This window comes from Agarivorans sp. QJM3NY_33 (genome assembly GCF_050870865.2).
In the GTDB taxonomy this organism is placed as follows: Bacteria; Pseudomonadota; Gammaproteobacteria; order Enterobacterales; family Celerinatantimonadaceae; genus Agarivorans.
Genome location: NZ_CP194039.2, coordinates 2,163,950 through 2,188,678, shown reverse-complemented (window position 1 = coordinate 2,188,678; position 24,729 = coordinate 2,163,950). Strand labels below are relative to the sequence as shown.

19 protein-coding genes are annotated in these 24,729 nt (G+C 43.6%); 8 read left to right on the top strand and 11 right to left on the bottom strand.

Going from position 1 to position 24,729, the window contains the following annotated elements:
- Positions 1-20 precede the first annotated feature (20 nt).
- Positions 21-2,687, top strand: a complete 2,667-nt coding sequence (locus ACRRSY_RS09925; protein WP_432463076.1) for a M14 family zinc carboxypeptidase — start codon at positions 21-23, stop codon at positions 2,685-2,687.
- An 84-nt stretch (positions 2,688-2,771) separates the two neighbouring features.
- On the opposite strand, the gene ACRRSY_RS09920 is transcribed toward ACRRSY_RS09925, so the two are convergent.
- From ACRRSY_RS09920 to ACRRSY_RS09905, 4 genes are all read right to left on the bottom strand, one after another.
- Entirely contained in the window at positions 2,772-3,101 is a 330-nt protein-coding gene (locus ACRRSY_RS09920; protein ID WP_432463075.1) for a hypothetical protein, read from the bottom strand.
- A 522-nt stretch (positions 3,102-3,623) separates the two neighbouring features.
- On the bottom strand, positions 3,624-5,516 hold the full coding sequence (locus ACRRSY_RS09915) for a methyl-accepting chemotaxis protein (RefSeq protein WP_432461109.1): 1,893 nt from the start codon (positions 5,514-5,516) through the stop codon (positions 3,624-3,626).
- Between the two features lie 396 nt (positions 5,517-5,912).
- On the bottom strand, positions 5,913-6,494 hold the full coding sequence (locus tag ACRRSY_RS09910) for a DUF6151 family protein (RefSeq protein ID WP_432463074.1): 582 nt from the start codon (positions 6,492-6,494) through the stop codon (positions 5,913-5,915).
- 69 nt (positions 6,495-6,563) lie between these two features.
- Positions 6,564-7,706 carry a GNAT family N-acetyltransferase gene (locus ACRRSY_RS09905; RefSeq protein WP_432463073.1) on the bottom strand — a complete coding sequence of 381 codons (1,143 nt, stop codon included), beginning with the start codon at positions 7,704-7,706 and terminating at the stop codon, positions 6,564-6,566.
- A gap of 492 nt (positions 7,707-8,198) precedes the next feature.
- On the opposite strand from ACRRSY_RS09905, the gene ACRRSY_RS09900 reads away from it, so the two are divergent.
- Positions 8,199-9,854 (top strand): phospholipase A, encoded by a 1,656-nt coding sequence (locus ACRRSY_RS09900; RefSeq protein ID WP_432463072.1) that lies wholly within the window; start codon positions 8,199-8,201, stop codon positions 9,852-9,854.
- A 49-nt stretch (positions 9,855-9,903) separates the two neighbouring features.
- Here the strand turns inward: ACRRSY_RS09900 and ACRRSY_RS09895 are convergent, their stop codons facing one another.
- On the bottom strand, positions 9,904-10,626 hold the full coding sequence (locus tag ACRRSY_RS09895) for a FadR/GntR family transcriptional regulator (protein WP_432453376.1): 723 nt from the start codon (positions 10,624-10,626) through the stop codon (positions 9,904-9,906).
- 439 nt (positions 10,627-11,065) lie between these two features.
- Between ACRRSY_RS09895 and ACRRSY_RS09890 the strand changes: the two genes are divergently transcribed.
- Positions 11,066-12,007: a LysR family transcriptional regulator gene (locus ACRRSY_RS09890; protein WP_432453377.1), complete on the top strand. Its 942-nt coding sequence runs from the start codon at positions 11,066-11,068 to the stop codon at positions 12,005-12,007.
- A 57-nt stretch (positions 12,008-12,064) separates the two neighbouring features.
- Here ACRRSY_RS09890 and acuI read toward each other — a convergent pair whose 3' ends face one another.
- A complete protein-coding gene (acuI, locus tag ACRRSY_RS09885) occupies positions 12,065-13,045 on the bottom strand; it encodes an acrylyl-CoA reductase (NADPH) (RefSeq protein ID WP_432463071.1) in 981 nt (326 codons plus the stop codon).
- A gap of 339 nt (positions 13,046-13,384) precedes the next feature.
- Here acuI and ACRRSY_RS09880 point away from each other — a divergent pair, with 339 nt between their 5' ends.
- The 3 genes from ACRRSY_RS09880 to ACRRSY_RS09870 are packed head-to-tail and all read left to right on the top strand — an operon-like array spanning position 13,385 to position 16,057.
- Positions 13,385-14,032 carry a recombinase family protein gene (locus ACRRSY_RS09880; protein ID WP_432463070.1) on the top strand — a complete coding sequence of 216 codons (648 nt, stop codon included), beginning with the start codon at positions 13,385-13,387 and terminating at the stop codon, positions 14,030-14,032.
- A 2-nt stretch (positions 14,033-14,034) separates the two neighbouring features.
- Positions 14,035-14,835 carry a siderophore-interacting protein gene (locus tag ACRRSY_RS09875; RefSeq protein ID WP_432453380.1) on the top strand — a complete coding sequence of 267 codons (801 nt, stop codon included), beginning with the start codon at positions 14,035-14,037 and terminating at the stop codon, positions 14,833-14,835.
- Positions 14,836-14,839: 4 nt separating this feature from the next.
- The gene (locus ACRRSY_RS09870) at positions 14,840-16,057 is read left to right on the top strand and encodes a multidrug effflux MFS transporter (RefSeq protein WP_432463069.1); all 1,218 of its coding nucleotides are present in this window, start codon (positions 14,840-14,842) and stop codon (positions 16,055-16,057) included.
- Positions 16,058-16,105: 48 nt separating this feature from the next.
- On the opposite strand, the gene ACRRSY_RS09865 is transcribed toward ACRRSY_RS09870, so the two are convergent.
- The 4 genes from ACRRSY_RS09865 to ACRRSY_RS09850 are packed head-to-tail and all read right to left on the bottom strand — an operon-like array spanning position 16,106 to position 19,763.
- On the bottom strand, positions 16,106-16,873 hold the full coding sequence (locus ACRRSY_RS09865) for an iron ABC transporter ATP-binding protein (protein ID WP_432463068.1): 768 nt from the start codon (positions 16,871-16,873) through the stop codon (positions 16,106-16,108).
- A gap of 20 nt (positions 16,874-16,893) precedes the next feature.
- Entirely contained in the window at positions 16,894-17,844 is a 951-nt protein-coding gene (locus ACRRSY_RS09860) for an iron chelate uptake ABC transporter family permease subunit (protein WP_432463067.1), read from the bottom strand.
- The gene (locus tag ACRRSY_RS09855; RefSeq protein WP_432453384.1) at positions 17,837-18,796 is read right to left on the bottom strand and encodes an ABC transporter permease; all 960 of its coding nucleotides are present in this window, start codon (positions 18,794-18,796) and stop codon (positions 17,837-17,839) included. The genes ACRRSY_RS09860 and ACRRSY_RS09855 overlap by 8 nt, the downstream gene beginning before the upstream one ends.
- A 34-nt stretch (positions 18,797-18,830) precedes the next feature.
- Positions 18,831-19,763 carry a siderophore ABC transporter substrate-binding protein gene (locus tag ACRRSY_RS09850; protein WP_432463066.1) on the bottom strand — a complete coding sequence of 311 codons (933 nt, stop codon included), beginning with the start codon at positions 19,761-19,763 and terminating at the stop codon, positions 18,831-18,833.
- A gap of 215 nt (positions 19,764-19,978) precedes the next feature.
- Here ACRRSY_RS09850 and ACRRSY_RS09845 point away from each other — a divergent pair, with 215 nt between their 5' ends.
- Both ACRRSY_RS09845 and ACRRSY_RS09840 read left to right on the top strand, forming a co-directional pair.
- Entirely contained in the window at positions 19,979-20,923 is a 945-nt protein-coding gene (locus tag ACRRSY_RS09845; protein WP_432459245.1) for a LysR substrate-binding domain-containing protein, read from the top strand.
- A 142-nt stretch (positions 20,924-21,065) separates the two neighbouring features.
- Entirely contained in the window at positions 21,066-23,075 is a 2,010-nt protein-coding gene (locus tag ACRRSY_RS09840) for a TonB-dependent receptor domain-containing protein (RefSeq protein WP_432463065.1), read from the top strand.
- A 527-nt stretch (positions 23,076-23,602) separates the two neighbouring features.
- Here ACRRSY_RS09840 and ACRRSY_RS09835 read toward each other — a convergent pair.
- A complete protein-coding gene (locus ACRRSY_RS09835; RefSeq protein WP_432463064.1) occupies positions 23,603-24,703 on the bottom strand; it encodes an ISAs1 family transposase in 1,101 nt (366 codons plus the stop codon).
- Positions 24,704-24,729 lie beyond the last annotated feature (26 nt).

Below are 24,729 nucleotides of genomic sequence, written 5' to 3'. Positions count from 1 at the left end.
AACCTGGCAGTAGGCCAAATATGAAAAAACAATATACTTCTTATAAAGATACGATGGCTTTTCTTGAACAAGCAATGGCTGACTACCCAGACTTAATCCACGTGCAAAGCATTGGGAATACTTGGGAAGATCGCCCTATTGTTCTAGCCACTCTCTCCTTAGGTTTAGCCAATGCCAACACCAAGCCTGCACTGTTATATACGGGAACCATTCATGCCCGTGAATGGATTGGTATCGAGCTGGCCAATAGCTTCATCAAATACATTATCGACAATCATCAGTTTAACCCAAAGCTTCAGCAAGCCTTGAGTCGCAATACCCTATATATTGTGCCCTGCCTTAACCCCGATGGTTTTGAATTTTCTCGCACTCATTTTTCTTTTTGGCGAAAAAACCGCAGAGATAACGGCGATGGTAGCTTTGGCGTCGATCTAAACCGCAATTTTGGCACTCGTTTCAAACACCGTAACGATACCAATGCCACCACCTATGGTGGTCCTGAAGCCTTTTCTGAACCAGAAACTCGAGCGATTAGAGACTTTGTCGACAACCACCACAATATTACGATCGCGCTAGATTACCACTCGCAAGGCAACGTATTTTTCCCTGCGCATAAATTTAATCATGAAGCCGAAGTCGATACCACTGACTTAAATACCCTATGCGCCAACATGGCACATGAAATCCAAAAAGTCTCTGGTACCCAATATGGGATACATCGTGGCAAGCCCCCCACCAATTTAATTAATGGTAGCGGCCGAGAGTACTATTACGACAAAGGCATCATTGCCACCGTTGTTGAGGTAGGCACTCGTAATATTCCCGATTACATGGAAAACATGACCCAAAGCGTGAACGAAAACATTCCCGCGCTGGTACTCGCACTTAACTCAGCAATCAGTTACTCCTCCCTCGCGCCGCAGCGAGTGAGCAACTTCACGATTAACGCACTTGCCGCCAATGAAGCCACTTTAGAGTGGGAATATTCCGGTGACGAGGATGTTTATTTCGAAATTTATCGCAACCAGCAACATAAAAGTCCCTGTACAGATGACAACTTAGTGGGCATCACCAAATCCACCAGCTTTACCGATGTTCAACTGCAAAGCGGCAGCTACTATTACTACAAAATTAGGGCGGTTCATGCAAAACAGCAGATCTGCGGCCCCTATGCGCCAGAAGTGAAATTAAAAACCGACCTCGCGCAACATCAATTTAGCCGAACCTTATTTCCGCTGCGCAACGATATTGGCTATCTAGGGCAATACACTCAAGAAAAAAATCGAGAACATTTTGGGAACAACTCGTTATTTATTGGAGTGAATAAATCTCGAGGCGTTTGCTACGGCGTCATTGAATTTAAACTAGATAGAGTCCCCGACGATGCTCAAATTGAAGCCGCATCATTCTCGCTTTACCCTCTCAACCGTGTTGGTGCAAAAATAGAAAACTATGGAGAATGGGGGATTTCAATACTCGATCCCGCGAGTATTTCCGATATTCGAGACTTTGAAGCCATCAAAAACGCCAAAGTACTACACACCGGTCAAGCCATCGAATCAGATAAGTTAACCCAAGGGGTCTGGAGTCATTGGTCGTTTAACGGTGCAGAGCGCAAATTACTTGAACAGTTTATCGAACAAGGCAGTCTGGTGATCCGTATCGACGGCCCCACGACGCTTCCCCGAGGGCACGAATCGCAGATGATGCAGTTTGATATTGGCTTTGGTCGCTTTGGTTCAGGCATTCACTATCGACCCAGTATTGAACTCACCTATACACGTCGACCACAGCGTGTAGAACTCTACCCTACAATGGTCAATAGTATCTATCGACAAGGAATTGAAAATGGCAAATTAGCTTCGGGTTATGACCCTGAAGGTGAAAAAGTTTATGGGCAACTGGCCTTCGCTATGCAGGCGATGCCCGACCCGCAACGAACCGTGATTACCGATGCCTATCTCGTCATTCAAAACACCAACTTCTTGGGCCCCAAAAAAGATATTCGATTCACGGTCGAATTGGCCGAAGTGGACAACTTGAGCTACCAATCAGTTAAAGAACGTCAACGAATTCAATATATTGGATACGAAGTCAGTCATACTGAGCTACGCGATAAAAAGCCACACTTCTTCAATTTTGATAGCTTTAGTCGTGGAGAACTGGAGCGTTTATATAGTGAACATAGCCCCATTTGTTTTGTGATCCGCTCCACCTCTGCCAGCAAAAAAGGCCAAGATGATCTGATAAATTGGCTTAATGATCCGAGTAATCAGCAACAACCAAAATTAATCATCGAGTATATCGAACGTCCGAAGACCCGTTTAGCTGCCCCGACAAACTTCACGGTCACGCTTGAAAAAAACTTAGCGAAACTCACCTGGAAAAACCCTGACAATGACGATTTTGTGGGTGCCTTTGTGGTGCGGAATCGCTTTCATCCTCCCAAATCACCTCAAGATGGCGTAAAAATTTATGGCGGTAAGGATGAATACACTTTTGATGATTTTGGTAATCCCAATATTCCTAAGTACTACTCGATATTTTCTTACGATGGTGTCCCCTTATATTCCGCTCCCGCTTGTATTTATTTCAGTGCAAATCAGGCCGTCCCGGTAGTCGAACTTGACCCTGAAGACTGGGAGCCTCAACAAGATGAGTATTTTCAAAGTTTAGATAATCCTTAAACTGCTAGTGCCGACCCAGCGAAATACCACTGTTTTCGCTGGCTTGGCGCTAATATTTAGCTTAAACAGTTCCTAGAGTTAACTTCAGAATGGTAATCCGGCATTAATTGGTATTGAAAATGATCCATTATTATTTCTCAAGGCATGGGCTAATAATGCGGTACGCCTGTTACTGTCTTGTTTCCAAGTGATTTTGCCATAACCATGACCATTCCAGTTGCCATAGGTAAACGCAGCGGTCGCGTTAGCTGGAATATCAAAACTAATCGTCGCATCAGCCGGTGAAGTACTGATGTTTATCGCAACCCCGTTTAAATTCGTAAATGCCGAAGGGCTGCTAATTAAACTGCCATTAAGATCGTACATTTCAAGTTCAACACTAACGGTTTCGTCAGTAATATTTGAAATCGTCACCCCCATCTCACTGGCCTTTGAAGTTGCTGACAAGTTTTAAGGAATGTATGCCGACCACATGCTCTCAGCAAAGCTTGCGGAGGATAAAAAAGCCAGTAACATGACAAAAATCGTCGATATTTTCATTTAATAATCCTTAATTAAGTTATAAAAATTTTTCCAAAGCTATAGAAAGGTCTAAGCGTGCCTGTCAGCTCACCTCATAACGAAACGCATCCACGAGCAAACGTTCAGTCAGTGAAATGAAAAGGGATGTAATACTTACGACAAAAAAATAATACGCTATGAATCTCTTAGAACCTATTTTTAAGCATTTGTTTAATAAAACATTATATCGAGATTGTCAGCTTTGAGTATTTTTGATTCGAATTCAAAACGGTATATTGAATCGCGGTACAAAGGAGAATGGCATGAAGTAATTTAGCATTTATGCTCATTTGATTTGAGAACCATCACAAGCCAACCATAAAAAATCCCGTTAAATAGCAACCTTCAACGGGATTAAGAAATTGCGACAATAATCTATAATTTAAATCGGCTCACTTCTTGTTGTAGCGATTCGGCTAAATTTGCCAGTTCCTGGGCTTGTGTCATCGAGGTTTGCGCCTCTTGAGATAAGTTTTCCGACACTTCACGAATCGATTCGGTATTTCGATTGATTTCACTGGTCACAGAAGTTTGTTCTTCTGCTGCCGTCGCGATCTGCGTCGCCATATCAGAGATATCGTTGATCGCCTTACTAATTTGAGACAAGCTTTCGCTAGCAGAATTTGCATCGGTAACGCTAGTTTCGGCCATATCATGACTCTGGGTCATCGAGGTGACTGCTTTACCAGCCGTCTGTTGTAAGGTCTCGATCATCGCCTGAATTTCTTGGGTCGATGAATGGGTACGTTGCGACAATACTCGGACCTCATCTGCCACAACAGCAAATCCACGACCTTGTTCGCCAGCTCGAGCTGCTTCAATGGCGGCATTTAGAGCCAGCAAGTTGGTTTGCTCAGCAATACCACTAATCGTTAACAAGATACTATTAATTTTCTGTGAGTGCTCGTTCAACTCACCAATAATCTGTCCAGCGGTCGCCACTTCGTCCGCCAAACTGCGAATCGACTGCTGGCTCTGCATCACTTGAGTTTGACCATGACTAGAGAGAGTCACCGCTTCTTGTGCGGTATTCGCCGTAAGCTCTGCATGGCTAGCAATTTCTTCGGTTGCGCTGGCCATCTCAGTCACTGCGGTGGCAACCATGGTCACTTCATCTTGTTGAACCGCGATTCGCTGACTATTATCGGTGGCTGATGCACTGGTTGTTGTGGCTTGTCCTCCCAATTGACCCGCAATTTCATGCATCCGAGAGATCATACCGTGAACCCGTTCAACAAAACGGTTAAAACCGCCAGCCAACTGGCCGATTTCATCGTAACTATTCGTTGTTTGAATACGTACTGTTAAGTCCCCTTCACCTTCGGCAATATCATTCAGCGCCTGAGCGACTCGCTCGAGACCTCTAAATTGAAATTTGAAAATCGCGACTAAAACCAACCCGAATAGAATCAATAAAATAAAGCCCATCGCCGACATCCACCATGCGAGGCTAGCAGCCTGTGACATAATTTGCTGTTTGCCCATGATGAATATTAAAGACCAATCACTTTCTGGTACCGCTTCTACATATACCAGCTTAGCTGTATCATCCAAAATGCGATTTTCTATGAGATTGGTATTGGCGCGCGCTTTAACCCAGTTTTGATTCATCTCACCATCAATCGTGCTTAGTTGTTGATTATTCAATTCACTATCTGGGTGACTAATAATCAAACCAGCGCTATCGACCAAAATAGAGTAACCTTCTCCAGGGACCTTTAGTTGTCGAACTGCGTCCGTTAATTGATCAAGTGTTAAATTAGCCGCTGCAACCCCATAAAATCGGCCAGCCACCATCACCGGCTCGGCAATCGTCACCACTTGCTTCTGCAAGGTCACACTCACATAAGGCGCCGTCATAATCATGCTGCCAGCAGCCTTTGCACTCTTATACCAGGGTCTGACTCTAGGATCGTAATTTGGCTTATTCAAGCGAGGATCTTGACGATACATATTGCCTTGCTCATCACCAAAATAGGTTAAAGCAAAACCGATACTATTATGCGCTTGCAATAAATAAGGAACAGGATCGAGATCTGGTTGCGCCTCAATGGTTGATTTAAGGCCCGTAATGGCTTTTTTGCGATCATAAATCCAATGGCCTATTCCTTGAGTAAAGGTAGTCGCCAAATGTTCAATTTCGAGCTGAGTATTGGTGAGAGCATTGCTACGAATGAAGTAACTGGAAATACTCACCAATACCGCCACAGTGATCAATACTGCAAACAGACTACTTAACAGTAGGCGAGTCTTAAGTGTTGTTCGCATCATCACTTCCTTATTAAAATATTAAGCTTTTTCAGTATAGTAACAATAATAAAATTGGCGTATTTCAAACGATAAAAATGAGCCTTTAAGCAAACAAAACTAACATTAGAGACTCGTTCTAAGATCTAAAACCCCTCAAACCATGAACCCGCACTAGAAGATCATGGCTGACCTTAATGACATGAAGATGAAATTGAATTGAACAAATCAGATACTGGGTGGCGAAAAACAGATACCAGAAAAAATACCGTGAACAAAGAACGCATAAATAAATACGCAGCTTTGAAATAGCGCTATCACAACTTAAATTACAGGTTTTTATACCAATCTAACTGCTTATCGGTTAATTTTTGCGGGCTTAAATCACCGCTAACTGGGTTATGGATCTGATTGGTATTAATGACCATCGCTAATAATTTTAGGTTTAACTCGCGCCTGTCCATTGGCATTAAAAAATGGGTTTGGTTTCCCCCTGCGCATTAGTTTCCACAGTAACATTTTACTGATTATCCGAAAAATGATCCGAGCTCGAGACTTATTACCCCATAAGGACTCAGGTAAATGACTGGTTGCCTGTTGCTGGTAAGCTGAACCATATAACGGGCCAATAATCTCTTGAATATCTTGCTCTGGTGCAATAAAGCTATGGATAAGTCCAACAAAGGGGACATTCAAACCAACAGTATTAGCCACGGGCGTGTCACAACAACTGGTATACCAGCGATATAAGCCTTTTTTATGTAAACGAAGACAAGCCAAATGCTCTTGGCCCTGTATAATTTGAACTGCAGCGGGATAGATCTGAAATAAAGCGGTTCCCCCAAACTCATTGAGGGTGGCCGTTTCAGCTTGCAACTGAGCGGCAAAAGCTTGACAATCTTTACAATAACAGCATAAATGAGTGCCTTGATTGGGCTTAAGCTGTTGTACAAGCCCCCTCACTTGACCACATTTACATTTTAGTTCTAATTGTGCCATCTTCGCTTCCTTAGTATATGGACCATCTGCGGCAATCACTATCCTTGCGAGCCTAAAGATAGCATAAAGCTACATTTCGGGTTTTGTTTTGAAGGGTAACAGTTGTTGGCATTGGCGGCTATATTCAACCATTTGTTGGCGTTCTTGGGCACAAAAGTCGGCGATAACCTGCGCAAAGTCAGCTTGTTTAATATAATGCGCCGAGTAAGTTGTGACCGGTTCAAAGCCCCGTAACAGTTTATGCTCGCCTTGGGTACCGGGGTTAAAACGTTTTAAACCTCGCTCTATTGCAAACTCGATCCCTTGATAAAAGCACAGTTCGAAATGTAAGCAGGGGTATTCTTCAAGGCAACCCCAGTATCGTCCATACAAGTTATCAGCATCAAAAAAGAATAGTGCCGAAGCAACAATTTGCTGATTATTTTCTGCAGTCACGAGCAACATAGAATCGCCCAGTTGTTCGAGCAACTGCTGAAAGAAACTAAAAGAAAGGTAGCCTTGCTGTCCACGTTTTAAATAAGTACTTTGATAACATCGATAAAAGGCTTCGAGTGCTGTTTGACTAATTTGTTGACCGACTAAACGATTTATATGCTCAACACTACCTTGTGCAGTGCGCCGCTCCTTATTGGTGTTTTTCCGTTTTCGCGACGTAAAAGTCTGTAAAAAATCATCGAAATGATGATACTGGTGATTGAACCACTCAAACTGCACTCCATGACGAATCATTAAGCCAAGCGCTGCCAATTGCTCAGCTAAATCAACATCAATAAAGTTACAGTGCCACGAACTGAGTTGTTGCTCTTGGCAAATACTTATCACCACTTGCACCCAATCTTTAACTGCGGCCTCAGACAATCGCTGACCCAGATGCTTTTCGCTAGTGATTGGCGTAAAGGGAATTGCCGAGACCAACTTTGGGTAATACTGCAAGCCATAACGATGGTAAGCATCGGCCCAGCTCCAATCAAATACATACTCCCCATAACTGTGTTGTTTGATATAACTTGGAATAAGTATTTGAGCGTCACACAATTCTATATGACGCGGCAACCAACCGCTGTTATCGCCAACACAACGCTGTTGTTCCAGTGCTTGTAGAAATATAGGTGAATTAAATAACGAACAGCCAGCTTGATAAGCTGTCGGGAATTGTTGATGCACTAAGTAATCCGGAGACATTTGACTAAACGCTAAAACCTTATCTTTCATTTACTTGCCCAGTTTTTCTTCAATCAACTCACACAAGCTAATTTATTGTTCTCGGTTTATTGATACCACTGCTGTGCAGCAAAAGCTAGTCAAGCAAATATCAGCATAACAAGATGGATAGCAAGATCCTGCGGGTAAGCTTACTTTGAAGGAGAGGTTTGCCCCAATTTACATTGGAGGGTATAGACTCAAGCTTGAGCAAGCCTATGCGCAAGCTGATATTTTCGCTGCACGATGAGTCATCGCAGCATCAATATCCAAATCTAGCGTATGAAATCAGAATAACTTAAATATTAGTGTCTAAAATCCGCCCCAAAACCCCAAAAAATTACTTTACCTTAACTCGCATCTTTCCCCATTTACCGCTACCATCGAAAAATAATGAGTCAATTTATGTCTACTCCGTAGCCAAAATGCTTTTAAATTGAACAAAAATCAAACACCAAAAATAAGTGAACCTTTCAGCTCACACGATTAACCATCAGGGAAGATATGGCTAAATTAACGATTACCTCGCTTATGTTGGTTATCATTTTTAACGTAACAATAGCAAAAGCGAATAATGCGGATCCCCCCCCCAGATTGGTCGCTTATAGAGATACTTACATTCTATTTGCCAAATACAATCCGAATCCGCCCGCCTTAGCAGATTACTCAACCCGTCTGGCCAGCGAACTCTCAACAGATGAACAGGTGATTGACAAATTGGAGTCCGAGTTTCAGATCAGCGGCAAATTAATTCTTAAGAGTACCCTATTCAACAATCGAGATTACCTGAGTATTGCCTATACCCAACAAAGCTTCTGGCAAGTCTATAACAAGCCGGTATCTGCGCCCTTCCGTGATACCAACTACGAACCAGAACTCATCTACACTTGGTTACCAAATGACAAAAGCATCGTCAATAATCGCTGGCAACTGAAAGCTGTTAGTCTAGGATTTAGTCATCAAGCCAACGGCTCTCAAGACGAATTATCTCGCTCTTGGGAACGTGTCTATGCACAATTTGATGCCGCATATAACAATTTTCAACTCAGTTTCAAACCTTGGCTACCAGTTGGCCCAGAAACGAATCAAGGCGAAGAGTTTACTGATTATTATGGTTACGGTGAATTATCAATGGCCTATCTATTTGGAGAGCCGACCTGCCCAAATAAAGTCAGTGTCATGGGGCGAAACAACCTAAAATCAAATAACAAAGGCGCATTTGACTTACGTTTATCCTACTGCGTCTCTCAGTCTTTTTCCCTATATGCTAAATACTTTAATGGTTATGGTGAATCTTTACTCGACTACAATTTCCACAATCAATCCTTTGGATTAGGGCTCAGTCTAAACCGTATCCCAGCCAGTGATGACCTCATCCAAAATCACGAAATATGGCAATATGCAGGAATGAGTCTTTTCCGCGATAACTACATTCTTCCTGTCAAATACAATCCCTCGCCCAGTATTCCCGATTTAAAAGGTGGGCTCAGCGGCGAACAGCCCGAGAACATGGAAGTTGAGTTTCAAATTAGCTTTGGGATCATGCTACCCTTCAAGCTGTTCACCGACAACGACAATATAAACATTGCTTATAGCCAGCAAACGTTCTGGCAACCCTACAAACGCTCTGGCGATTCAATCAGAGAAACCAACTATGAGCCAGAGATATTCTATCAATGGAATCAACCAGACAACGATTTAAGTCAAACCGCATGGTCGCCAAGCTGGGTAAGGCTAGGTTTGGTGCACGAATCAAACGGACAGGCACAGCTACGTTCACGCTCTTGGAACCGGATCTACACTGAGTTTAATTTCGATTTAGGAGAACCATTAGATATTGGCAAACTCAATCTGGCAATCAAACCTTGGTATCGATTTAAAGAAGAGGCTGAGGATGATGATAACCCTAATATGGAGGACTATTACGGTTATGGCGAGCTAAGCGTAGATTTAGAATTTAGTAAGTATCATCGTTTAAACCTACTCGCCCGTAACAATCTAAAACGAGATAACAAAGGTGCCATCGATGTGCGCTGGTCTTATCCAATCAGCTCTGAACTGTCGATATACCTAAAGTATTTTAACGGTTATGGGGAATCACTGATTGATTACAATAAACACAACCAAAGTTTGGGTTTAGGTTTTGCCATTAACCACTAAGCAAACCAATAAAATGGCCGAGTTTATATTCATAAACTCGGCCTTAACACTAAGCTACACCGCTTGCCAGCTGTGCCTTACTAATGTTCAGCAAATCGATATTCGCCTGACGTGCCTTTTCGGCATTACCCGCCATAATCGCATCGTAAACCGCTTTATGCTCTTCGATACAAGTTTTATCCCCTTCTTGAGAGGCATGATCAATAAAACCAACAAACATCGTACGCAATACATTTGCAAAAGGAATATAAAAACTATTTCCGGTTGATAAAAAGACCAAGCGATGGAATTCCATATCTACATCGGTCCATTTTGTCTCCGAGTCAACTCCACTCGCAACATTCGACATTTGCTGAAATACCGCAGATAACTGCATCCGCTGTTCTGCACTTGCATTACGCGCGGCTAAAGCCGCTGCTTCAGGCTCAATAGCACAACGTAGTGTCAAAAATTCATGATAAGCGCTCTCGGTATTACTCAAACCCATCATCCAGTCGAGTAACTGTGCATCGAGGAAGTTCCAATGTTCCCGATCACGAACACGCGTGCCTATCTTCGGCCTAGATTCCAATAAACCTTTAGAATTGAGCAATTTAATCGCTTCACGCAAAGCCGTTCGGCTAACGCCAAATTGTTCACAAAGGGCTATTTCTCCAGGAATAATACTTCCTTGAGCCAAAGCGCCGGATAAGATCCCTCTCGCGATTTCTCTAGCTACTTGTAAATGCAGACTTCGTGATGCCCCTTCTATTTGATTGAATTCGTTAGACATGTAACAACCTTTATAAAAATTAATAGTAATAAAGCGACCTGAACTATCACTCACTTTACTGCTATTAACTATTCGGCTTTAGTATGACTAATAGTAACCAATATATCGAGCAACATACATAAAAAATACTTAAACACAGAGATAAGCGACAAATTTATTACCATATTGAGGCCAATAGCCAAATAATAACTCGTTTAGTATGATGATCTCTTGCCGATAAGCAGAGCCTAAGATAATACTTATTATTCAGGACTAAACTTACAATCCCAAAACCGAGTGGTGATGGCACGAATTACATAGTGTTGGGCGAATAATAGTGAAACCCATGTACGAGCCTAGTCATTGGCCTCTCCATTCAATGACCATGCAGAGTCATTCATACAAATGTCTCGCTTGAGGGTGTCACGGAGCAAGTAAAGCAACAGTGAAAAATTAGTCTATGGAATTGGAAGACATTTATCGACGCGATCTGAATCTTCTGATCGGATTAAAAATACTTTTAGAAGAAGGCAGCGTAAGCGGTGCGGCTCAAAGGTTAAATTTAAGCCAATCTGCCATGAGTCGAGTATTAACTCGTCTACGTGAGTTACTCAACGATCCCTTGTTTATTCGTCAAGGTCAGGGCTTAGTGCCAACCCAAAGAGCCATCGAGCTGAATCAACATTTACAGCATCCCCTAGAAGAGCTAAGGCAAATTTTAAGCCCTAGTGATTTTAATCCCAGTGAATGCCAACAACACTTCACGATCGCCACCACCGACTATGCGATGCAAACGATCCTTCCCTTTGCCTTGCCACGAATTTATCAAGAAGCGCCTAACATCACTCTCGAGTTTGTTCCGCTACAACACGACCAATTAAACAAACAGTTAACCAGTGATGGCTACGACATGGCGATAAGTCGACCAACAAAGCCTGTTGCACCTTTGCTCAGTGAAAGCTTAGGCTTAGTCAGTGTATTTTGCTTACTCTCAAAGCATCATCCTTTAGCCAAGCAAGCACTCAGTTTACAAAATTATCTCCATTACCCACATGCGATGATTGCAATCAGTGACGGCGTAAAACAGTTGATTGACGAAGCCCTGATTGGACACCCTAAACCTAAATTATTATTACGTGCTTATCACCTAGATGCCGCCATCGCCATTGCCGATAAGCAACCCATCATCATTACCGTTCCCGCAGATTTAGCTTATTTGCAAGCAGACAAACATCAGCTACTCATTAAACCTTTACCCTTTAAATTTGAACCCTTCGATTATTCACTAATTTGGCCTTTACGCTGTGAACATGCTGCGCCACAGCAGTGGCTACGAAATCTGATTAAACAAGAGTGCAGCCGGCTGATCAGTAAACGAGTTCAAGACATGGGCTTGGTCTAAAGCGTCAATCAATACGCCGATCTTTGTCGGCGTATTCAATCGCAGGGCTCTCAATTCTTATAACTTAATCACCACTCGACCAGTTACCTGACCGAGGGTAATGGCTTCTGCATATGCAGCAACTTCCGGTAGTTCAATTTCGGTACATGCTTGCTGGAAATAGCTTTGTGGAAGTAATTCAGCTAAACGTTGCCAAGCTTTAATGCGCTTGGCCGTCGGACAACTCACTGAATCAATACCTAATAAGCTCACACTACGCAAAATAAATGGCATCACGGTGGTTGGTAAGTCAAAACCACCCGCCAGACCACAGGCTGCCACCGCACCATTGTAATCAATTTGCGCCAACACTTTTGCCAATACGTTGCTACCAACCGTGTCTACCGCACCTGCCCACAATTGCTTTTCTAAGGGACGCGCAGCTTCGGCAAATTCATCTCGATCAATAATCCGAGAGGCACCTAAAGAACGCAATAACTCGCCGTTTTGTTCAACACGCCCAGTAACAGCAGCCACGCTATATCCAAGTTGGGCCAATAGACAAACGGCCACCGAGCCTACGCCACCGCTAGCACCCGTCACCAGTATTTCACCAGATTCAGGCGTGACCCCCGCATCAATTAAGGCTTGTACACATAACATCGCGGTGAAACCAGCCGTACCAACCATCATGGCTTGTTTACCATCAAATCCTTTGGGTAAAGGCACCAGCCAGTCTGCTTTTAAACTGGCCTTCTCTGCCATTCCACCCCAATGCCCTTCACCGACGCCCCAACCAGTTAATACCACTTTATCACCTTCGGCATAACGCGGATCTAAAGAGCTTTCTACGGTGCCTGTTAAATCAATTCCAGGGACCATTGGAAAATTACGAACAATTCTGCCTTTGCCGGTAATTGCGAGGCCGTCTTTATAATTCAACGAGGAATAATCAACTTTAACCACCACGTCTCCCTCTGGAAGCGCCGAGTCTTCCAGTTGACAAATGCTAGCGCAGGTTTTCTTATCAGCAAGATCGAGTACGAGTGCCTTAAACATAAATATGCTCCGAATAAATGACTGAAATAACAAAACAAAGGTGAAGTGTAATCCTTGTTGAATAATGTATTAAATGAATTTTTATCATTTAATAGATGTACATAACGCATAACTTAGCCAACATGAGCGAAATTGTTTTGCTGGGTATACACACGATTTTCAGGGTCTAGCTTATACCTTATCACAGGCTAAGTAACGGATAGCTTCGTCGTCAAACAACCACCGAAATAGAACAGTGAAAAACAAATGGGTTCAAAATTAACTTTACACTCCATATGAACCGGAGTACATTGTGAGCCATTCAACCAAAAGAACCCAGCGAACGCTCGAGGAGTAAACATGGAACGCAGTTATATTTATGCGCGCATGTCACCCAAATTTATACAGCAGGCAGCACAAAATCAAACCATTCAAAGCCAGTACCCGGAAGCCGAACTGAAGTTAGAAACAGGGATCCGCGGTAATGTGCCAGCCCTTGAGCGTCCGGTATTAAGCACCCTAATGGCGCAACTCAAAACTGGAGATACGCTGATTGTTTGGTGGATTAACTGCTTAGGTAGTAGTTTTACTGATATTCATAGCACCATAAGCCAACTGCTGACACAAGGGGTCACAATTAAAACCTATGACCAACAACTCAGCATCCATGCCGACAGCAAACAATTATCCTTAATAAATGCTTTATTGACTGGCTTTGCCAATAACCAGCGCTGTCGCAGACTCGCAGCAGCAGCACTGAGCCGTGAAGCATTGCGACAAAATCCAAGCGAATGGAATAAGAAATATCAAGGTCGCAAATGTGACCAAGAAAAGCATCAAAAAATCGCAGCAGCCTTAATTGAGGGGAAAACCTTACAACAGGCTGCCGATGAGAGTGGCGCCAGTCTGTCGACGGTGAAGCGCGTAAAAGCCAAAATTGCGGAACAAGGCAACTTAGGCGATATGCGGCTCAAACGTAAATCCAACAAACAGAATCAAAGTGAATAATCATGAAAAGAAAATTACAGTTAAAACAACTCACCGTGGTCAAAAGTGAGACCATATCGCCGAATATGCAGCGGGTCACTCTCAGTGGAGAAGCAATCAAATCGTTTGCTGAAGATAGCGCAGGTCAATACCTAAAACTATTATTTCATCCGCAAGGTGGCAGTGATCTGAGTTCGTTAAGCGAAGAACAACGCCCAGTGGTACGTACCTACACGGTACAAGCCTTAGATCAAAGCACACAAACCTTGAGCATCGATTTTGTGCGTCATGGCGATGCCCAGCCGAGCCCAGAAAATGGCGGCTATGCCAACCATTGGGCGCAGCACTGCAAAGTAGGTGATAGCATTCAGCTGGCAGGCCCTAACTCAAATGCAGCGATTGACATGAATACCGATAGCGTATTGCTGATCGCCGACATGACTGCTTTGCCCGCAATGCAAGCAAAACTAGCTCAACTGCCGAGCAACACCCAAGGAACAGCCTTCGTATTGCTCAAGCATCAAGCCGATAAGCAGTCAATCCAAACACCTGAAGGCATTCAAATTCACTGGCTGATTGAAGAAGACAACAGGCAAACGCTAGCAGATGTAGTGATCAATCATCCATGGCCTCAAGGCAGTGTTGCTGTTTGGTGTGCTTGCGAATTTACTGACATGCGCAAGATACGGGCGTATATTAGCCAGCTAAAAGTCCCGCGCTCAAATTCTTATTTCAGTAGTTATTGGAAACAAGGGATGACCGAAGATGGTCACAAAGTATTGAAAAAAGAAGACTCAGACGCCTTCTCTCACAACATGAAGTAACGCGATGACAAACAGCTCATTTAACTGGAAACCCGTTCTGTTGGCCAGCTTAGTCGTAAGTATTGGTCAACTCAGCATGGGTTTAGTTTTTCCTTCGCTGCCTTGGATAGCCAAAGATTTTTCGATTAGCGTCGATGAAGCACAACAACTGATAGCCATTTATCTACTAGGCTTTGGTCCATCACAATTTATTTATGGCCCGGTATCAGATGCAATTGGTAGACGTAAGGTGTTGTTATTTGGACTGTTACTTGCCTTGCTTGGTTTAAGTGTAGCGGTGGTCGGTAGCCAACACTTCGAACTACTGGTGCTAGGCCGCTTTATCCAAGGCTTGGGGGCAGGTTGCTGCGCCGTTTTAGGACGAGCCTCGCTAAGAGATAGTTATTCTAAGGATGAGCTTCCTAACGCGCTATCGTGGATTACCGTTGTCGCCTCATTCACGCCAATTGTCGCGCCTGTCATTGGTGGGTTTATCAATCATAATTTAGGCTGGCTTAGCGTGTTTATCTGCTTGCTTTGCTACATTTCGCTAGTTTGGGTTTTGCTGTATTTCTTATTCACAGAGACCCTACAAACCAAGTCTGCTTTGGCTAAGCCACAAAAAATAGTGTGTGACTATGTTGAACTGTTTCGTTCGCGCTACTTTGTCAGTTTTGCGGCAATTAATTGGCTTAACTTCAGTTTGGTGGTGATCTCAGTATCACTGATGCCTTTCATCATGCAAGTCCAGATTGGGATGACTTCGGAAGAATACGCTTTATGGGCCTTAATACCGGCCAGTGGTCTACTCACTGGCAGCCTCATTTGTAATCGAGTTCGGCCAAAAATAGGAACCAAAGCAATGTTGTTCTGCTCACCAGTGGTTCATCTTTGCGCTGCAATCTGGTTGATTATGGCTCCATTAACACCGCTGGCGATGATGAGCGGCCAATTTTTAATGGCTCTTGGCAATGGAATTGCCCTGCCCTGCGCCATGACATTATTACTATTACCTTTTAAAGATAAGGCTGGTACTGTCGCCGCTTTAGCCGGTGGCTGCCAGATGCTGTTTGCCGCCCTGGCGAGTATGCTATTGCTCAAAATGGGCATGCATTACGCCTGGCATTTAGGATTAGTTATCGGACTATTTGCCTTACTAAGCAGCTTTAATATTTATTACGGCTTTAAGGCCTCGCCTCCAAAATCAAAGTCCGAGGCAACGGTATTATCGAGTTCAGTTTAACGAGTGGAATACGAGTTAAACTCTTTTTATTACAGTGCCTTAAGGCGATTAAATAGCCGTTCCATAATACATGCAGATCCGCTCACCATCGATTTCCCGGATCTTAAAGGGAATCTCATAAATTTGAGAGAGCACTTGTTCATCGATGACTTCCGCCACCGGTCCACTTTTAATCACCTCGCCCTTTTTCATTGCGACGATGTTATCGGCATAACAAGAGGCGAAGTTAATATCGTGGATCACAATCACCACCGCCTTATTCATCTGATGAGCCAAGCGACGCAGCGTACTCATGATCTCGACCGAATGTTTAATATCCAGATTATTTAGGGGTTCATCTAAAAAAATGTAATCGGTATCTTGTGCCACCACCATAGCAATAAAAGCCATTTGTCGCTGACCGCCACTAAGCTGATCTAAATAACTCTGTTGAATATGCTCGATATCTAAATGTTCTAAAGCTTGAGCAATAATTTGCTGATCTTGCTGGTTTAACCGCCCCTTCGAGTGAGGAAAACGGCCAAAAGCCACTAACTCTCGCACGGTAAAACGCATATGAATATTGTTGGCTTGCCTTAAGACTGCTAAACGCTTTGCCAGCGCTTCACTATCCCACTGCGCCAGTTCTTTACCAGCAATGAGCACCTCCCCTGCATCACAGTCCGTTAAGCGACTAGCCATCGACAACAAGGTACTTTTACCCGCGCCATTGGGGCCGATGATTGCACTCACTTCCCCCAAGGGAAATAGTGCACTGGCGTTGTTTACCACATAGTGATTACTGTAGATTTTTGACAAGCTGGTTAGTTTTATCATAGGACTAGTCTTGAGAGCCGTTAGTTAAATTTGTTACGCATCAGCAACAGCAAAAAGTAGCTGCCACCGATAAAATTAATGATCACACTGAGAGTGGTTTCAAAACTCAGGAGGTTTTCCACCAACCACTGTCCACCAACCAACAATACGGTTGCTAACAACGAGCAGGCGATCAGCAGGAGACGATGGTTGAAAGTCGTAAATAATTGATGTGTCAAACTCACCACAATCAATCCAAAAAACAAGATCGGTCCCACCAGTGCGGTAGAGATTGAAACTAATATTGTGACCACAAACATCACTTTCATGGTAAGCCGCTGTGTATCAATCCCTAAGCTTTTGGCGTTATCTGCGCCCAAGAGCAATACATCCAATTGACCAGACAGTCGATACAAGTAGCTAAGCGCCAAAAGTAAGGGAGCGATACACCAATAGACCAACTCACCGTTCACATTATTAAAGCTGGCGAACATCGACCCCTGAATGAGCGAAAATTCACTCGGATCCACCACCAGCGTAAAAAAGTTAGTCATACTGCTAAATAAGCTGCTACACACAATGCCAATTAGCAATAAAGTAAACACATCGTTGCTTTTACGCCGAAAATAAAGTGTAAACAGGCCCATGGCTAAAACCACCATGCTCAAGGTCGCAATTAAAAAGTTAAGTTTGCTATTCAGCATCAAGCTGCTGGCACTGCCAAATAGCAGTAAAATCAGCACTTGTATCAGCACGTAAAGGGAGTCAAAGCCTAGGATAGAAGGCGTTAAAATTCTATTATGAGTAATGGTTTGAAAAGCCAACGAAGAGGCTCCAATCGCGGCGGCAGCCAGCATCATTGCCAGTACTTTAGGGATCCGCCGTGACAAAAAGAATTGATAATTATCGAGGGTTAATCCCTTTGACAAAAAAAATGCAATAATAATCGCGGCCGCTATTGCCAGTAATGTCACCTTCATCGAATTAGCCATTGGACTTATCCTTTAACACTAATCCAATAAAAGTTATCCCACCCAAAATGCTAATAATCATTGAAATAGGAACTTCATAGGGAAACAATATGACTCGGCCAAGTACATCACAAATTAGAACTAAAACCACTCCCCAAAAAGCCGTCCAAGGTAAATTTCGCTTCATATTATCGCCCATGAATAGCGAGACCAAATTGGGAACAATTAAACCTAAAAATGGAATAACACCAACAATCATCACCACCGACGATGCCAACAATGCAACAATCATGACGCCTATCAAGATGATTTTCTGGTAATCCAAACCTATATTTTTAGCGAAGCTTTCACCAATGCTAGCGGCACTAAATTGACTTGCGTAATAGTAGGCGACTAGTGATACAGGTAAGGCTAAGTAGAGAATTTCGTAATTCCCCTGTAGCACCGAAGCGAAATTTGCAACGGTCCATGAAGACAAGGTTTGCATTAAATCGTATTTATAAGCGATGAAGGTGCTTAACGAAGAAATAACATTGCCATACATAATCCCAATGAGCGGAACCAGCACCGTATTCTTGAACTTTAAGCGCTGCAGGAAACGTACAAAGATTAAAGTGCCCAGCAGCGAGAATAATAGGATCACCCCAAGCTGAACTAAACTGTTCGCATCACTAAACAGCATAATGCTCAACACATAACCCAACATCGCGCAATCGATGGTTCCAGTGGTCGACGGTGCAGCAAAACGATTTTGTACGATTTGCTGCATGATTAAACCAGCGATGCTTAAACCAGCACCCGCCAAACAAACGGCCAATAGTCTTGGGATGCGGCTTGTTATAAAGATAAGCCAAGCTTGGTGATCACCTTGCAATAAGGCTTGCGGGCTAATGCTCGCCACCCCGACAAATAGCGAACAGCTTGCTAAGCTAAACAAAGCAAGCAGCGCGCACAATACGCGATTTATTTTCATAGTAAAAATTGCCCAGACAGGGGACTACCTTAAATTAATTGAATGCCTTATGAACATCATCCAACATGATTTGAGTAGCCCTTGGCCCTCCGGCGCTTAAATACCAAGCTGCGGGATCAACAAACACAATCCGCTGATGTTTGGCGGCAGGCGTACTCGCCACCAACGGATTATTAAATAGTGATTTAGCACGTCCAGAGCTGCGTCCTATTGCTTGTTCGCGGTCTAGTACCAATAAAACATCGGGCGCTGCATCGGCAATATATTCGAAAGAAATGAGATTTCCGTGAGGACCCACTGTCGATTCAACATTTTTAGCTAACGAAGACAAAAAACCCAATTCTTGATATACCAAAGAAAAACGACTGTTATCTCCGAAACTGGCTAAATTGTTTCCATTATTCATCACCGTGAGCGCTGTTAATTGTTGTTGCTCACTCAAGTGATGTTGCGCGGTGAATTGTTGAGAGAAACCTTGAATTAAAGTTTCTGCTTCAGCTGACTTACCGAACAACTTGGCTAAATTACGCCAGTTAGTTTGGGTGTCTCGCCAATAGTGGCCGGGCTCCACATAAAACATATAGGTGGGTGCAATCGCTGAGAGCTCTTGATAAACCTTCATCATTCGCGCTTCTGCAATAATCAGGTCTGGCTTAAGCGAATATATCGCTTCAAAATCTGCCTCGGTGTTACTTCCTGCGCTACCATATTGCTCAGTTTGATATTGCTTTAGGTAATCGGGTAACAAGCTTTTAACAACACCCACGGGCTTAATTCCTAGCGCATCCACCAAATCTAAGCTGGCATGCCCCAAAACCACCACTCTTTTAGGTGAACTCTCAAGGGTTAGTTCCCCCATGTGGTGACGTACCGTGAGACTTTCTGCCAATACTGCGCCAGACACCAAACATAGCGCAGTAACCAGCACTGCTTTACCCCAAACTACCAACCGATTTTTGACAGACATGTTCAACTCAAACTCTCTATAAGATCAAAAAATATGCAACGTGATTACACGTTCAAAATAAAGCATCCAAATAGTTAAACTAAAAAATAATCGCAAAGCCACGCGCTAGATCAACTTAAAGTTAAATTTAAATGCAAATCATTCTTGTTGACATCAACAGTAACAAATAGACTTCATCCGTCAACTGAATATTGTTAATAGTAGCTATCCATCTTATGAATTTACGAAGTATCGATCTCAACCTACTGCTGATATTGCAGCAACTGTTAAATCAAAAGCATGTCTCCAAAACCGCTCGGTCTCTCAACATCAGTCAACCCTCGGTGAGTCGCGCACTACAAAAGCTCAGAGTCATTTTTAAAGATGAACTACTGGTCAGAACCAATCAAGGTTACGATTTAACTAACCGTGCTAAAGTTTTACTCAAGGATTTAGAGCGTCTGATTGCGGAGATGGAAACCCTGTTTGACGGCCAACAATTTGAGCCCGCCAACAGTAGAAAAACCATCAAAATGTTCGGTCTACTGCCAGATATCAACTATCTACTACCGCCCTTTTTTAAACTGCTGCGTCAACAAGCCCCCAATATGACGCTAGACGTTGACACTATCCCGCAAGATCATTTTAGTCCCCTGGAAAATGGTGACACCCACTTTGTACTCTCTGCATTTACACCTAGTTCTAGCCAACAAGAACTCTATCGCATGCCCATCGCTCAATTGGAATTCAAATTGGTGATGAATCAGGATCACCCCTTAGCCAAGCAAGTGATCAACTTGGACAACCTACTTGAGTGCAATTTTGGGGCAATTTCCATTCAAGGTGATAAACGCTTTACCTTAGAACAACAACTCCGAAATAACGGCTTACTAACAAAGCAGCAACAGCTTCGAGTTCCGCTGACACTGACCAACTTTAACGCAGCCGCCTGCCTAGCCGAGGTGAGTGATATTATTTTCCAGCTGCCTGCCCACTTTGCCGACAGCATTTGCCAAGGACGAAATTTGGTGGCCCGCTCAAACCTAAAAGCACTAAAAATCAATAACCCAATCATCTATTTGTACTGGCATAAGCGCCATCATAACGACGCAATGTGTTGTTGGGTAAGGGAACAGTTTAAAGCACTTTACAATAACAAAGCTGACAAGCCGCTCAACTAAACGTTTTGCTTAGTCTTATCAGAGCCAGTATGCAATAGATGAATAGTTACCATACAAATTTACAATGGCACTCGCGTTGACTTCATCGGGAAATTCACCGACTTTAGCGCAAATTATTCTCATTAGCATTATGGATATACCAATGACATTGTCAGGAAACGCTCGCTTACGCACTGCTCCGACTTACTTCGTCGCTGCACTTACAACACTTAGTAGCCCCAGCATATTGGCCAACGAGGGCGAGCAAACCACTGAGAAATTTGAACAGATAGTTATCACGGCATCGCGTACCCAAGCGAGCGTGGCAAAAGCCCCTGCCTCTATTTCAGTGATTAGCGCCGAACAAATTCAAAGTAAACCCAACATCAACTTGGCAGATATAGTTAAAGAAGCGGTGGGCGTAGAATCCATCAAAGAAAGTGGCCGAGCTGGGCGTGAGCAAGTCAGTATTCGTGGTATGGATGCTAAATATACCTTAGTACTAGTGAATGGTCGACGAATGAGCTCTAGCAGTGCGATTGTGCGAGGAAATGACTTCGACCTTTCCACAATTCCGGTCGACAGCATCGAACGCATCGAAATTATTCGCGGGCCAATGTCGGCGCTCTATGGCTCGGATGGGATGGGCGGTACCATTAATATCATCACCAAAACACCACAAAATGCTTGGCAATCTACCCTCAACGGTAACTTATCAAGCCCAGCCGATGGCAACGGTGGCGAACAATACTTACTTGGCTTAAATACTGGCGGCGCATTAATCAACGACAAGCTATATGCTCGCTTTGCGCTCAACGAAAGCTATCGAAATTCTTGGAACCCCTACACAGGCACTGGCAATACCAGCAACGGCTCCTACGACCGAGCCGATGTAACCGCTATCGAGAAACGCGATACTCTAAGTATGCAAGGAGCGCTGTCTTGGTATCTTAACGATCAGCAAATTATCGATTTGGATCTCAGCTATAGCGATGACTTTCGAGACTCCCTAATCGAAGGGAATAAAGGCGGCCAACCGTCGATTACCGCCAGTGAACAGAAAGTAATACGCCATAGTCAAGCACTGACTCACAGCGGTTTTTGGCGCTGGGGAGATAGCCAAACGCGCTATTCTCACGAACAAGTCAAAGTTGAAGGCCAAGCCACTAGCGAAGACGCGCTAGAAACCAATCATATTTTCGAATCTTCAGCCACCACTTATCTGGCTACCCACAGCTTAACCTTTGGTGGTGATGCCCGTTATAGTTCCCTTGACGACCCCAATAACTTACCGAATAGCAAACAAACTAGTGTTCAGCAGCAAGCGCTATTTGTGCAAGATGAATGGGCCTTTGCGAGAGACTGGACCGCCACGCTAGGTGCTCGTGTCGACCATCACCAAGACTTTGGGACCGAGATAAGCCCTCGCGCCTATTTGGTTAACCAAGTTAATCCAAATCTAGTGATTAAAGGCGGTGTGGGCAAAGCCTTTAAGGCACCAACCATGGTACAGCTGAATCCAGATTTTACGCTCTCTAGCTGTGGCGGCCATTGTTATGTGGTTGGTACCCCAGATCTCCAGCCAGAAACCAGTGTCAACTACGAACTCTCGGCTTTATATCATCAGCACTCGTGGTCACTCGCCGCCACAATATTTAGAAATGAAGTCGATAACCTGATCCAACGTAGTGGTACTCAAATCGATGATGGCCAATACGATAGACCCTATGAATACTATGAAAATGTAGAGCAAGCCCTATTTCAAGGCTTAGAACTCGAAAGCAGTGTTGAGCTTTCAGCACAGTTGAGTATTAAAGCAAACTATAGCTTTACCGATGCTCGCGATGCGACTACCAATCAACAGCTCACCAATCGCTATAAGCATTCTTCACTGTTGCAACTCAACTGGAAGCCAAGCGAGCACTTATCAGCATTCACCAGTGCCAACTATCGCGGTCGAAAAATAATCGAACAAAATGACAATGGGGAAGAACTAATCCAAGCACCATATACCCTCATCAACATCGGCTTAAATTATCAGCTAAACGACAGCTTTAAGTTTCGCGCAGGGATCGACAACCTAAGTAACCAAAAGCTAAGCGACGATATTATTGCCTTAGGTCATGTGGAATCGCCACGCACTTATTATGTTGGTATGTCTGCTAATTTCTAGGAGAAAGTTTAATAAGCGGCTTCGCCCTATTTAAAAGAGGCGAAGCGCCTATCAAATGTCATCAATCAAGGTCATCACCGCGGATGAATTACCATAGCGTTTACCAGCATCTTGGTCTTCGCCACACAAAAAAGTCCAACGAACGCAGCGGGAAACGCAATGACAATTTTAGATATTGACTAACATTTCGCTAGTTAAGATGGATATCTTGTTATCTTTAGTTTAAGTTGCTGCAGACATTTGCTAAATCGCGCTTAAGCGCGAGCTTGCTTTCGAACTATGTCTGAACCATCAGCTTTGCTGAGGCGTGTATTGGCTCAGAAATCATCAAACCGAGTCACCTACTGTGAATTTAGCCACCAATCAGCATGATTAACGCTTGAGAACTAAATAATTGCAGTGGTGTTCACTTCACTAACACTGTTACTGTCCCTGTAGTTTTTATCATGGATGTCCATGCTCTTCTTATTAAACGCTGACTGCACTTCTTCGACTGTATACCAGGGCGGGAGCATACTTTGATGGATTTATAACCCAAAGAAGACTCGTGCCCGATAATCGTCGCTCCATCCCGCTTTCTTCAACTTCACTTTGTGACTTGGCGCTCCACAATCGCATTGTTTGAGCATGTTCATCACAAAACGTCTAAATAGAGCTATGTTTTCCACCGCTCCGTCTAAAGTAATGCGAGAGTTATCCTCTTTAAAAACAACATCTAATACGTAATGCTGGCTGTTTTCAATTCGCCAATGCTGACGAATATAGTGGCCTAACAATTTGTGATTCGGTGACATTGAGCTTATGTAATACGAGGTATCTACAGTGCCTTTCCCATTTATCACGCGGTGGCGTTCCACTGCTATGATGCTTCTTACCGTTGGCCATTTCTTTGCTAACTCTTCGGGCAACTTGGCCTTTAGTTGAAAGACGTATCGCTCTTCGCTACGACCATGGTGTTTTTCTTTAATTTCAGTGACGACCTTCTCTTTACCAGCATCAAAGACGGCTTGAAACTGCTCAACAACAGCCGCTCTCAACTTTGGTTGGTTGTTTTTTACTTGAACGACAACATGAGCCTTCTTTTCTGCGATTTTCTCTAGTGTATCGCGCTGACAATGTAGAGCATCAACGGTGACAACACAGCCTTTTACGTTAATAACATCAAGCATTTGGCGCACAACGCTAATCTCGCCGTTCTTGTTCGCTGTCGGTTTCTGACTCAGAACGAGACCACGTTCAGTATCATAGGCTGTAACCAATTGTAATGCTGTTTTCTTGTTATTTCGGTACGAACCACGCAGTACTTTTCCGTCAAATGCGATGATGGCTCTGTTTTGATTCGTTCGCTGCTCGTTAATCCACAGAGCTAATGCCTCAAGCAAAGACTCCGCGACAACAGAACGCAAAATGCGTGCAATCGTGTGTCGTCTTGGGATCCCGTGTTCAAATGGTCTATATTTCCTCAGCCAGCCCAACTTCTCTTCTCCATAATATTCAATGTCTTGCCAGCCTTCACATCCTGATGCGATAGCACTGATAACAAGGAAAATCACGTCAATAAGGTCATGCTTTTGATTGATGTCAGATCGAGTATCCTCGACGACTGATAAATGTTCAATTATGTTCAAAATAACTATGTAGCTTAGGGTTTAGA

Bases quoted from the DNA above. Each gene is read 5' to 3' on its own strand.
- ACRRSY_RS09925 (WP_432463076.1), top strand. From the start codon at position 21: ATGAAAAAACAATATACTTCTTATAAAGATACGATGGCTTTTCTTGAA.
- ACRRSY_RS09915 (WP_432461109.1), bottom strand. From the start codon at position 5,516: ATGCGAACAACACTTAAGACTCGCCTACTGTTAAGTAGTCTGTTTGCA.
- ACRRSY_RS09910 (WP_432463074.1), bottom strand. From the start codon at position 6,494: ATGGCACAATTAGAACTAAAATGTAAATGTGGTCAAGTGAGGGGGCTT.
- ACRRSY_RS09905 (WP_432463073.1), bottom strand. From the start codon at position 7,706: ATGAAAGATAAGGTTTTAGCGTTTAGTCAAATGTCTCCGGATTACTTA.
- ACRRSY_RS09900 (WP_432463072.1), top strand. From the start codon at position 8,199: ATGGCTAAATTAACGATTACCTCGCTTATGTTGGTTATCATTTTTAAC.
- ACRRSY_RS09895 (WP_432453376.1), bottom strand. From the start codon at position 10,626: ATGTCTAACGAATTCAATCAAATAGAAGGGGCATCACGAAGTCTGCAT.
- ACRRSY_RS09890 (WP_432453377.1), top strand. From the start codon at position 11,066: ATGGAATTGGAAGACATTTATCGACGCGATCTGAATCTTCTGATCGGA.
- acuI (WP_432463071.1), bottom strand. From the start codon at position 13,045: ATGTTTAAGGCACTCGTACTCGATCTTGCTGATAAGAAAACCTGCGCT.
- ACRRSY_RS09880 (WP_432463070.1), top strand. From the start codon at position 13,385: ATGGAACGCAGTTATATTTATGCGCGCATGTCACCCAAATTTATACAG.
- ACRRSY_RS09875 (WP_432453380.1), top strand. From the start codon at position 14,035: ATGAAAAGAAAATTACAGTTAAAACAACTCACCGTGGTCAAAAGTGAG.
- ACRRSY_RS09870 (WP_432463069.1), top strand. From the start codon at position 14,840: ATGACAAACAGCTCATTTAACTGGAAACCCGTTCTGTTGGCCAGCTTA.
- ACRRSY_RS09865 (WP_432463068.1), bottom strand. From the start codon at position 16,873: ATGATAAAACTAACCAGCTTGTCAAAAATCTACAGTAATCACTATGTG.
- ACRRSY_RS09860 (WP_432463067.1), bottom strand. From the start codon at position 17,844: ATGGCTAATTCGATGAAGGTGACATTACTGGCAATAGCGGCCGCGATT.
- ACRRSY_RS09855 (WP_432453384.1), bottom strand. From the start codon at position 18,796: ATGAAAATAAATCGCGTATTGTGCGCGCTGCTTGCTTTGTTTAGCTTA.
- ACRRSY_RS09850 (WP_432463066.1), bottom strand. From the start codon at position 19,763: ATGTCTGTCAAAAATCGGTTGGTAGTTTGGGGTAAAGCAGTGCTGGTT.
- ACRRSY_RS09845 (WP_432459245.1), top strand. From the start codon at position 19,979: ATGAATTTACGAAGTATCGATCTCAACCTACTGCTGATATTGCAGCAA.
- ACRRSY_RS09840 (WP_432463065.1), top strand. From the start codon at position 21,066: ATGACATTGTCAGGAAACGCTCGCTTACGCACTGCTCCGACTTACTTC.